This is a genomic window from Verrucomicrobiota bacterium, assembly GCA_027622555.1.
In the GTDB taxonomy this organism is placed as follows: domain Bacteria; phylum Verrucomicrobiota; class Verrucomicrobiia; order Opitutales; family UBA2995; genus UBA2995.
The window spans coordinates 1-9,636 of the sequence record JAQBYJ010000167.1 but is presented as its reverse complement, the minus strand read 5'-3'; the positions used below and the strand labels follow the sequence as shown (position 1 = coordinate 9,636).

Here is a 9,636-nt window from a genome sequence, read left to right as displayed (position 1 = left end):
AAAAACAAATCGCTGGTCAGGTCGTTTTTTTACGCCCCAAGTGTAGCCTATGCTAAGGACTAGTCAGTATGAGCGTATCATACAAAGCATCATTGCAAAACAGCTCATCTGTGTGAGACGCCATGGCACTGTATTTGCCGGGATATCGCTCTCGGTACTGATCTGAAAACCAGACTATCATCGGAATTTCAATCATATCGAAAGTAAACAGTTGAGCATGATGTTCCCGACCTCCGTAAACATCCTCTCCATGATCCGAGATGTATATAAAGCCAGATACTCCACCGCTTTTTTTCAATAAACTCAGCAGCGAAGAGACGACAAAGTCATTATATAAAACGCTATTGTCGTAATCATTCACTTGCTGCCGAATCTCTTCTCCCAAGCTTAACCACGCCTCGCGATCAATCGGTTCATTAGTATCAGAAAAGACTTCATAGCTTTCCGGGTATCGTCCCGAATAGCGCCAATGGTTTCCCATCAAATGCACGAAAATAACTCTGTTTTTTTCACTTTTGACCGAAAGCATATCTGCGTATGCACCCAGAACGACCTCGTCGGAATCCCGCGTTCTCACAACACTACCCACCCATCGATTGTAGGGGACTAGACGATCTGCCTGGTGCGCGATAATTGAAATGTTGTTGTCCCACTCACCTTGAAGTACTTGGTTCGTGATCCAGCTGGACTCTACCCCCACTCGTTTCAGTACGTTCAAAATTGAAATTGAGTCGAAGTAGTTTTTGCCGTTTTGCTGATTGGCTTCTGTCAGACTTAAAGACAAAGTCTCCGAGGTAAGGGTATGAGAGGAATACGCCCGCTGAAAAACAAGTAAATCGCCAGCTTTGCCATGCTCTACCAACAACGGAGTCGTATCTCTCCCATAGTCGTATAACCCCATGTGATTCTTATTCAGGGATTCTCCGATCACGACCACAAATGTTTCCCCGCCTTCTTCTTTACCCGCTTCGAATTGTATTTTGTTCGACTCAAGACGCTCCTGCATCTCTCGAAACAAAGCGAGTTCCCGGTAATAGGTAAGGATACAAGCGGCGGGGAACCGGTACAATCTGAAATATTGTAACTGCGTACAGAAAATCACCAGGATTATCATGATTTGAACTGCGGGAACGATATTTGGGATCTTCCTGCTGCCTGAAGTTTCTTGCTTCAGCTTTTGTACCAATACGATTGCCATAAAAGCCGCCCCAACAATCACCCACATCGGCGACAAAAAAGTGCGGCCAAACTCCAGTGATTCCCGCACATCCGTGGCCATAATCGAATAGACGACATCATCCGAAAAACCACCACCCAGTTGGAATGAATAAACGATATAGGCGAACGGGAGAATTGATAACCCGACTGAGAGCAAAAAGCCAACAACGCTCGCCCAACGCGCTCCATGTGCTCCGAACCGATTTGCATACATATAAATCAGCATCAGACTGAGCGCAAAACCAACAGAGAGTATGAGATACGAAAAATGGGGGTGAAAGAAACCATGATCGAAGTTCCTCCCGTCCGCCAGGCACATCAGAAGAAAAATCAAATACCCAACACTGGCAACATATCCGAAACCGGACATCCTTAAATATGTATACACGACGGACCAGATCGACGGCAAAATAAGAAAGCGGAAGTTAAGCAACTTTTCATTATCACTCAGGTAGACACAGAGAAACCAGGAGGAGAAAATGAGGAGGACGTTCTTCGTGAACTCACGCATAACAGATCAATACGACAGCATACGAATCCTCAGAGGTGTCAATGTGGAACACCGTTCACTGAAGGCCGAAAAGGTTCGATCATATGCTTCAACTACAGACAAATTGTTGGAGCATAGAGAGTGAAATTGAAGATCCCCATTGAAACAAAACCACCTCTAGGGATTGAGCACAAAAAAAGTGAATTCTCGCCAGCATATGCTTTGCTTCTTGGAACGGGGTTCTTTGTTGATGTTATGGCTTACGAATTATCAGGAACCGTAAAAGAAATCTTCGACGAGCAAAGGTTCGATAGTGGCTTCAACAAGCGCGCATTCGTTGTTACAAGCGAAGCCGATAAATTCCTGCAGGACATTCAATTCGAATGCCTTAAGGAAAGGGTCGAATTCGTAGAAAAATTTTCGATAGGCGATAAAGTGAACGTCAGCTTCGATGTCAACGGTCGCGAATGGAATGGAAAATATTTCGTCAATCTGGTGGCATGGAAAATCGACAGCAAAAGCGGAAGCAGCGCAGGCAGTGCAACCAACGACGATGAGCCACCTCTCCCTGATCCCGACGAAGACTTTGATCAAGGTCCTCCGTTTTAAAGAAGAATCGTCATCTTCCTCCTACTTATACTCCTACTTCTGAATTTTATAGGAGTGGCTTTAAGCCATAGCCTTATACACAACTTCCTGCGTGGGAAAGAGGGTTGTCTTTGGTTGTGGCAATGGTGGTGACACTATTGATTCTTCTCATGGAAATCTACCAACCATCTATGGCCGTATTCATGGCTCTAAAGAGTACCAAGCCAGCAATAAGCAACGCGACACCAACACAAAAGCCCTGCCGCTCTTTCAATGACTTCAAAACAAATATGATTCCGTACCTATTATTCTGTTATGAAAGAAGACAGAATCATGAATAACAAAATCATAGTAATGGATTTTTGATCCACGGCAAAATTGTGTATAAAGATCGGAGCATAAAGCCCTCCTGCTATTTAGGCATTGGAGATTGGAAGAATCGAGAGCGCATGTCCTTCGAAGCCTGAACCCCAGTTCCAGAATGTTTCTAAAATCGACCTAGTCGTGTGGATGCATCTTCAGGATCTCATCCACCATGTAGAATCCGACTTTGCCTTTCACTTCCTCCCGAACCCGGGCTACATCAGCGGGATCAACGACTTTCGATAGGACTTTTTTATTTCCAAATTGGATACGGGTGTAAGTGATAACGGCGGCAATTTCCTCATCGGTTAAAATACCTTCGAACCCCGTCATGGGTGGTAATCCCTTCGTAGGGTCAAATTGCTGACCGGCCACCTCAATCGGGCCCCAAAGACCTTTCAGCACCATTTTGATAAATCGGTCCTCATTACCCATCACCCACTCATTATCATTCAGAGGAGGATAAATATCCTGGATCGCGCCTTTCCCATCTTCACCATGGCAAGTGGCACAATGCGCATCGCGATTGAAAACTTCATGGCCGATCTCAAAGACTTTTAAGGCAGCAGCTGGAAGATTCGTTTGCGGCACAGAATTACTATTACCTTTCTTTTTAGGATCATAGAATTGCAAGGTCCCGGAAAGGTAGGAGGCAAGGGTTGGATTGGCTGACACATCCAAATCCCCAAGCAAGGCCATGGATTCAATCCGGTCACCCAGGGTCCACATGATCGCTTCGTAGGCAGGCCCCATCCATTTGGTGATTGGCTTTTTCATACCTTCAACTGCGATCCTGGCTCCAATATCATTATCCATCCAGGAAGCGGCAACCACGGATTCGAGGCGCACACGCGGATGTTCATCCACAGCAGCAGTCATAAAAAGTTTTTCATAACCATCGACCTGAGAATAAGCGTAACGGAGCACTCGAACAGCTGCCGATCGCAAGTCGTAGCTTTTGCTTTCCAGGCACTGCTTTAACAATTTTTCGTCCACCCGATTCTGCCCCCAGGTTACCCATAGCGCCTCTAATAAGTGACGATTAAAATTCGGGTCAGACTTATCTAAGCTCGAGGCCCATTTTTTAATTGCTGGAATCACCTTCTTTGCGTCGTGTTCGCGAATCTCTCTGCGGGTACGATAGCGGGTGCGGTACTCATGCGCTTTCAGATTTTCGAAAAGTGTTGATAAAGATGCTCCGTCAATTTCCGCAGGTTCCAGCAAAGGTCGCGATGGATAGGTAATGCGATAGATACGGCCATGGTCGTTGTCACGGTTCGGATCGCGAGCCGAGTGCTGCATGTGTCCAATCAGCGGGTTGTGCCAATCAATAACATAAAGCGATCCGTCCGGCGCCGTTTCGATGTCTACCGGACGAAAGTTTGGATCATTCGAGTAAAGCATATCCTGCCGAAGTTCACCGGTATATCCTGCACCGTCCTCCCAGATTTTATGCTGTTTGATTCCAAGAAAACCTATTGAGTTGCATATAAGAAAATCGCCCTGCACGTCATCCGGGAAATGCCTGGAATACATAAACTCGGTTCCCGAAGTGGGACGAACCCGGTGTGTGGTAAATTGATCAACCTTTTCGATTTCCATTCCGTAGGGAATCTTTACGGAAAGTGGTAACGACCACCAATTGGCACCTCCAGAGGCATCAGACAAAAAGTTTTGTCCCCACTCATTAAAAGTGATCCCCCAAGGATTAGAAACATCGGTTTGCATAAAACGCTCGAGTTTCCAACTCTTGGGATCGAAGCGCCAATTACCACCATCGGTGCATCGCTCAGGTCCATAAGGTGTTTCGACTTGCGAATGTAAGAAGCGACCTTCGCTCATGTAAAACGCGCCGGAAGCATCTGCACTGTAAGCGGAGATAGCATGGTGCGTATCGTGGGAATCAAATCCGTGCAAAATAAGTTCCATGCGGTCGGCTTGGTCATCCCCATCATCATCTACGAGTAAAACAAGATTAGGTTCCTGAGAAAGATACACGCCTTCGGGAGCGATTTCGAACCCGATAGGAAGATGAAGTCCATCCGCGAATACCGTCTGTTTATCCGCACGACCATCTCCATCGGTGTCTTCCAATATCAGGATCTTGTCGTTGGGTCGTTCGTCTCCCGGTTTGTAGTGGGGGTAGGACGGTAGAACAGACACCCACAAACGACCTTTGTTATCAAAAGCAGTTTGCACCGGATTGCGTAAATCCGGAAATTCAGACTCAGAAGCAAACAGATCAATCTTGTAACCTTCAGGGAGCGTGAAACCCTCCAGGGCTTTGTTGACGTCCAGAAACTCAATCGGAAAATCGAAATTAGTTTCCGTAGGCGTTAAGCTCAGTGTCTTTGAGTCATCCACCATCAGCGTCTCGGTCTTGCCGCGTACAAGCTCATGGATTTTCCCGTCACGAAGAGCAGTCATTTCGCGGATCTTTGCAATTTCCTCCGGATAATTCTTATCACCGTAAGGAGCGTAGCGACGACCATAGGCGTGGACTCCGTTAAGCATACGATAGTCATTGAACCAAAACCAATTTTTGTCCTTAACCGCTTTATAAACAAGATCCGCCGAAGTCCATGAACTTGGTTCGGTTTGTCCATATAAGGCGTTGGCCAAGATGCCAGATAGATTTCTATAACCATCATCAGACAACGAAAAACCGTTGATCGTTTGCGGTGTGGATTCGACTGGGTACAGTGCCAGGGTTGGAGAAAAGAGATCAATAAAACCAACGCCATTATCCTTGGCTGCCCGCTTCATGGCGGCGGCATAAGCGGCCAACCGTTTATTTTCTTCGACCCCATTGGGTAGATCCATTTTATCGGAAAGATCTTCATAGGCAATGGGGGAAACCAAAACCAATCGGGGTGCCGACTTGCCATTGTACTTTTGAGCAAGCGTATGTTTTATAAACGCATCCACCTCGTAGAAAAAATTGTCTGCCTTTTCGATGCCATCGAAAGATTCGTTGTAGCCAAAGAAGGCAAGAATCGTGTCTGCTTCCAACATGCTTAACCACTCATCCGGATAGGGGTAGTGACCGATACCGGTATGAATCGCATGTTGTGGATGAAATGCCTCTGCGCCAGGAAATGCCCATTGCGTTTCACGGGAGGGGTGAGGACGAAAGCCCGGTGTATCTCCGGGGTGGCAAATATTTCTGAAGATCAGGTTATGCTCGGGATACCTACGTTGAAGTTCGGTCTCGAAATAAGGAAAGTAGTTCATCCGCTCCCCAAGCCCACTTCCAATGAGAACGATATTTTCGCCCTTTTTGATTTTTAAGGGTAGTGGTTTCGCCATACCTGCGTTAACACCGAACGTAAATACGACAGCAAGAATCAATCTCTTAAACATAATTAAAAAAAGTAAAAGTTGGGAGCGACCTACTCGAAGTCAGACACGTTGATGATGTGCTCGTCGAAATAAGGGTCATTCAAAAATCCAAACATACTTGGATGGTACTCTCCCACTATATCGACCTTGGTTCCCTCGGAAGGCACCGGGATCCCAAGACTCCAGAAAATGCCATTCACAATCATTCTACAGGTACCTTCAACAAGCAGCTCGTTAGAAGCGCCCATCGTTGTACAAAACGCTTTTCCCTTTTTGCCTCCTGGAAGCTGATACGACTTCGTCCATGCAACCGGCATCATGGGATCGTTTTTATGAAATCCTTCGTGTTTTCCATAGGCCGGAAATTTTTCGTAGGGACCAGGACCTATCGGAGGACTATCTTTTTCCATGCCAGCGAGCACTTGTCCCATGACAACTGGAACACAATCGTTGTCTGCCGGCCAAGTCACACCATACACATCGGTAGGTCCCCAAATGTCCCCTTTACCGATTCCGTTGTTAATCTCATGACTGCCAATAGTTATTCCGCGGGTGGATTCTGCTTTGTGCCATCCATGGTGGGAAACCCAGGTCGTTCCGAGTACCAGTTGACCAAAGCCTTTAGCCCATTCCTTTTTCTCACCGTTGTAATCAAAACTAAAGTAGTCGTATTTCGAACCAGCATCCACCTTGAAAGCATGAGTCGCCGTCCGCATACCAACAACCGGTTTACCAGAGAGTAGATAATCTTCAATGGCTTTCATTTGATCATCCTGAAGGCTGCGGAATCGTGTCCCAATGATCAAAAGATCCGCATCATAGAGGGCAGCCGTATTGGGGATATTCGTCTGGTGATTCGGATCAACGATACCGGGTTTCTCAGGATCCTGCGAAAACAGTACGGTGCATTTAAAGCCGTGGTGAGCGGAAAGGATTTTGGCCAACTGAGGCATCGCTTCCTCAGAACGGTATTCTTCATCTCCAGCAATGAGGACTACCTGTTTCCCTTTGCCGGCTCCCTTGGAGCCTTCGAACTCGAGCCATTGCTTTGGGCCGGACGGCATTGTTTCCTTAGACGATTTGGAGCCGGACTGATCTCCACATCCAGTTGCAAGCAGGAGAAATAAGGGAATTAGGGTAATTGATATCTTCATAGAAGGGCATATAGGGTAGATTTAGTATGAAATTTGGGCGGATACTCGAAAGATTCTTTTCGCGCGTCAACGACAGGATTTGAGTATTTGAAGAGATTTGTCCAAGCTCACAAAGAATTCAACTTGCACGAAGTCGGCGACTCGCACTTTTATTAGCGCATGAAGCTAATATACCCCAAGTTATTCACCGCTTTTGTTTTTGCTATCTGGAGTATGGTAACCCTAACCGCTCAAGATCCGGGCATCCAGGTTCCTCAGGGATTCAAAGCCACAGTTGTTGCCGACAACCTAGGTAAGGCACGCGCCATAGCCATTCGCGACAATGGCGACATGTATGTTTCGTTGAACGAAGACGTTGATCTAAATTACCTTATCGCCCTCCGGGATACTGACGGCGACGGAAAAATGGATGTGGTCAAATACTTCGGAGAGCTGGGGAGCCTGGTAAAATCCATCCAGATCTATAACGGCTATCTTTATGCCGGAGCCACCACCCAGGTGGTCCGCTATAAATTGACCGCGGGCGAACTACTTCCACAAAGTTTACCCGAAGTCATCATAACCGGCTTCCCCACTCCACGTTCGCACCGAAGCAAAAACATCGATTTCGATGACCAGGGGAATCTCTACCTTTCAGCCGGAGCTCCAAGTAACTCCTGTCAGGAGCTGGATCGGACCGAAGGGTCCCCTGGTAAGATGCCTTGCGAGGAATTGGGCTGGGGAGCAGGTATCTGGAGGTTCGATGCCGAAACGTTAAATCAAAAACAACTCGAAGATGGAGAGCTTATCGCAACAGGTATTCGCAATGCAGTCGGCATTGATTGGGACCCGGTAAAAAAAGAGCTCTATGCCGTCTCAAATGGCCGGGACAATCTCATCCAAAATTGGGGGCAGTTTTACAATGAAAGAGAGTCCGCCGAAAAACCTGCAGAACAGTTTCAGCTTATAAGAAAGGGAATGGATTTTGGCTGGCCTTACGCTTACTACGACCAGGAGCGGGAAGCCCACATGATCAATCCGGAATACGGAGGAGACGGAAAAACCGAAACCCAAGAGGGTCTCTACGACAAACCCATCTATGCTTTCCCGGGACACTGGGCACCCGTAGGCCTTCAATTTTACAACGCGGATCAGTTTCCGGCAAAATACAAGGGAGGCGCATTCATCGTTTTCCATGGCTCGTGGAACCGCGCGCCCCTTCCCCAACAGGGTTACAATGTCGTATTCGTACCATTTGAAGGAAAGTACCCATCAGGAGAATACGAAGAATTTGCCACCGGATTCAAAGGAACGGAAATGTTGATGACGCCGGCTTCGGCCACTTACCGCCCCACCGGAATCACCGTTGCCCAAGACGGTTCACTTTACCTCTCGGAAGATAATACAGGCCGAATTTGGAAGGTGGAATATACGGGAGAAATGGCCTCAACAACCAGGGTAATCAATAAAACGACAGCGGCTTCGCCAACCCGTGGGGTTGATAGCGAAATAGCTCTGGATCCGAATGGCCAAAAACTTTACACTCAGTATTGTATGGCTTGTCACCAGGTCGACGGAAGCGGTGTGCCTAATATACAACCGTCCTTAATCGGTTCAGCCAAACTAAGCGACGACACTCATATCCTGAAACTCATGCTCCTCGGAAGTGATTGGATCGAAGAACGAGAGTACAACAACGTGATGACCACTTTTTCCTACCTATCCGATTCCGATATCGCAACCATCCTCAACTACAGCAAGGCCCGTTTTGCAAAAACCTCTCCAACCATAACCGCAAAAGCCGTCGCAAACATGCGCGCTTCCTTAAACCCATGAGCGAACACATGCAGAATCCATTTCAAGTAAAAGACCTGGTCCTCGATACCATGCCCGAAGATGACCGGCTTTGGGTGCCTCAGACAGACACGGTTTCATTTCGGCCCATCCTGTTTAATGTTTCAAATGGTTATTGGATCAACCTGCTCAAAGTTACCAGAGCCGGTATCCTCAATCGACATCTCCATCCTGCCCCCGTATTTGGCTATGTGATCAAAGGATCCTGGCGCTACCTGGAACACGACTGGGTAGCCAAGGAAGGTAGTTTTGTTTACGAACCACCGGGAGAAGTTCACACCTTGGTGGTTGATGAAGATGTAGAGGAAATGATCACGCTCTTCCATGTCCAGGGAACCCTCATCTACATGGACGAAAACAACAACACCGTCGGATTCGACAATGTGCATACAAAAATGGCGATGTGCGAAAAGCACTTCGAGAAGGTTGGCCTCGGCAGAGATTACGTGAAACAGTTTGTGAGATAATAGGTCGCCAAAATTTTAACTGTAGTAGGAGTAGCTGTTTTAGCTGCGTTTCGATTCTAAAATTGCCAAGCTGTGGCTTGGCGTTCCCAGGAAAATCGCAGCTAAAGCAGCTTATGTAAGAGACCTGAATTGAAATCAGCTTCCTCAGCCAGTGCAAGGCGAACCTGCAAAGAGGTAGTTG

7 protein-coding genes are annotated in these 9,636 nt (G+C 47.1%); 4 read left to right on the top strand and 3 right to left on the bottom strand.

The window, feature by feature from the left end; translation table 11 throughout:
* Positions 1–52 precede the first annotated feature (52 nt).
* Positions 53–1,588 carry a phosphoethanolamine transferase gene (locus tag O3C43_23505; protein ID MDA1069451.1) on the bottom strand — a complete coding sequence of 512 codons (1,536 nt, stop codon included), beginning with the start codon at positions 1,586–1,588 and terminating at the stop codon, positions 53–55.
* A gap of 261 nt (positions 1,589–1,849) precedes the next feature.
* Between O3C43_23505 and O3C43_23500 the strand changes: the two genes are divergently transcribed.
* Entirely contained in the window at positions 1,850–2,317 is a 468-nt protein-coding gene (locus O3C43_23500; GenBank protein MDA1069450.1) for a DUF3127 domain-containing protein, read from the top strand.
* Positions 2,318–2,408: 91 nt separating this feature from the next.
* Entirely contained in the window at positions 2,409–2,573 is a 165-nt protein-coding gene (locus tag O3C43_23495; GenBank protein ID MDA1069449.1) for a hypothetical protein, read from the top strand.
* A 221-nt stretch (positions 2,574–2,794) separates the two neighbouring features.
* Here O3C43_23495 and O3C43_23490 read toward each other — a convergent pair whose 3' ends face one another.
* The gene (locus O3C43_23490; protein ID MDA1069448.1) at positions 2,795–6,022 is read right to left on the bottom strand and encodes a c-type cytochrome; all 3,228 of its coding nucleotides are present in this window, start codon (positions 6,020–6,022) and stop codon (positions 2,795–2,797) included.
* 29 nt (positions 6,023–6,051) lie between these two features.
* Complete coding sequence (locus O3C43_23485; GenBank protein MDA1069447.1) at positions 6,052–7,155, bottom strand: ThuA domain-containing protein; 1,104 nt, start codon at positions 7,153–7,155, stop codon at positions 6,052–6,054.
* A 159-nt stretch (positions 7,156–7,314) separates the two neighbouring features.
* On the opposite strand from O3C43_23485, the gene O3C43_23480 reads away from it, so the two are divergent.
* Together O3C43_23480 and O3C43_23475 are read left to right on the top strand one after the other, a co-directional pair.
* A complete protein-coding gene (locus tag O3C43_23480; GenBank protein MDA1069446.1) occupies positions 7,315–8,970 on the top strand; it encodes a PQQ-dependent sugar dehydrogenase in 1,656 nt (551 codons plus the stop codon).
* The gene (locus O3C43_23475; GenBank protein MDA1069445.1) at positions 8,967–9,455 is read left to right on the top strand and encodes a 2,4'-dihydroxyacetophenone dioxygenase family protein; all 489 of its coding nucleotides are present in this window, start codon (positions 8,967–8,969) and stop codon (positions 9,453–9,455) included. The genes O3C43_23480 and O3C43_23475 overlap by 4 nt, the downstream gene beginning before the upstream one ends.
* Positions 9,456–9,636: the final 181 nt, after the last annotated feature.

What these genes read in the sequence shown, in the direction of transcription:
- O3C43_23485 (MDA1069447.1), bottom strand. Translation starts at nt 7,155, where the DNA reads ATGAAGATATCAATTACCCTAATTCCCTTATTTCTCCTGCTTGCAACT.
- O3C43_23475 (MDA1069445.1), top strand. Translation starts at nt 8,967, where the DNA reads ATGAGCGAACACATGCAGAATCCATTTCAAGTAAAAGACCTGGTCCTC.
- O3C43_23490 (MDA1069448.1), bottom strand. Translation starts at nt 6,022, where the DNA reads ATGTTTAAGAGATTGATTCTTGCTGTCGTATTTACGTTCGGTGTTAAC.
- O3C43_23480 (MDA1069446.1), top strand. Translation starts at nt 7,315, where the DNA reads ATGAAGCTAATATACCCCAAGTTATTCACCGCTTTTGTTTTTGCTATC.
- O3C43_23505 (MDA1069451.1), bottom strand. Translation starts at nt 1,588, where the DNA reads ATGTCCGGTTTCGGATATGTTGCCAGTGTTGGGTATTTGATTTTTCTT.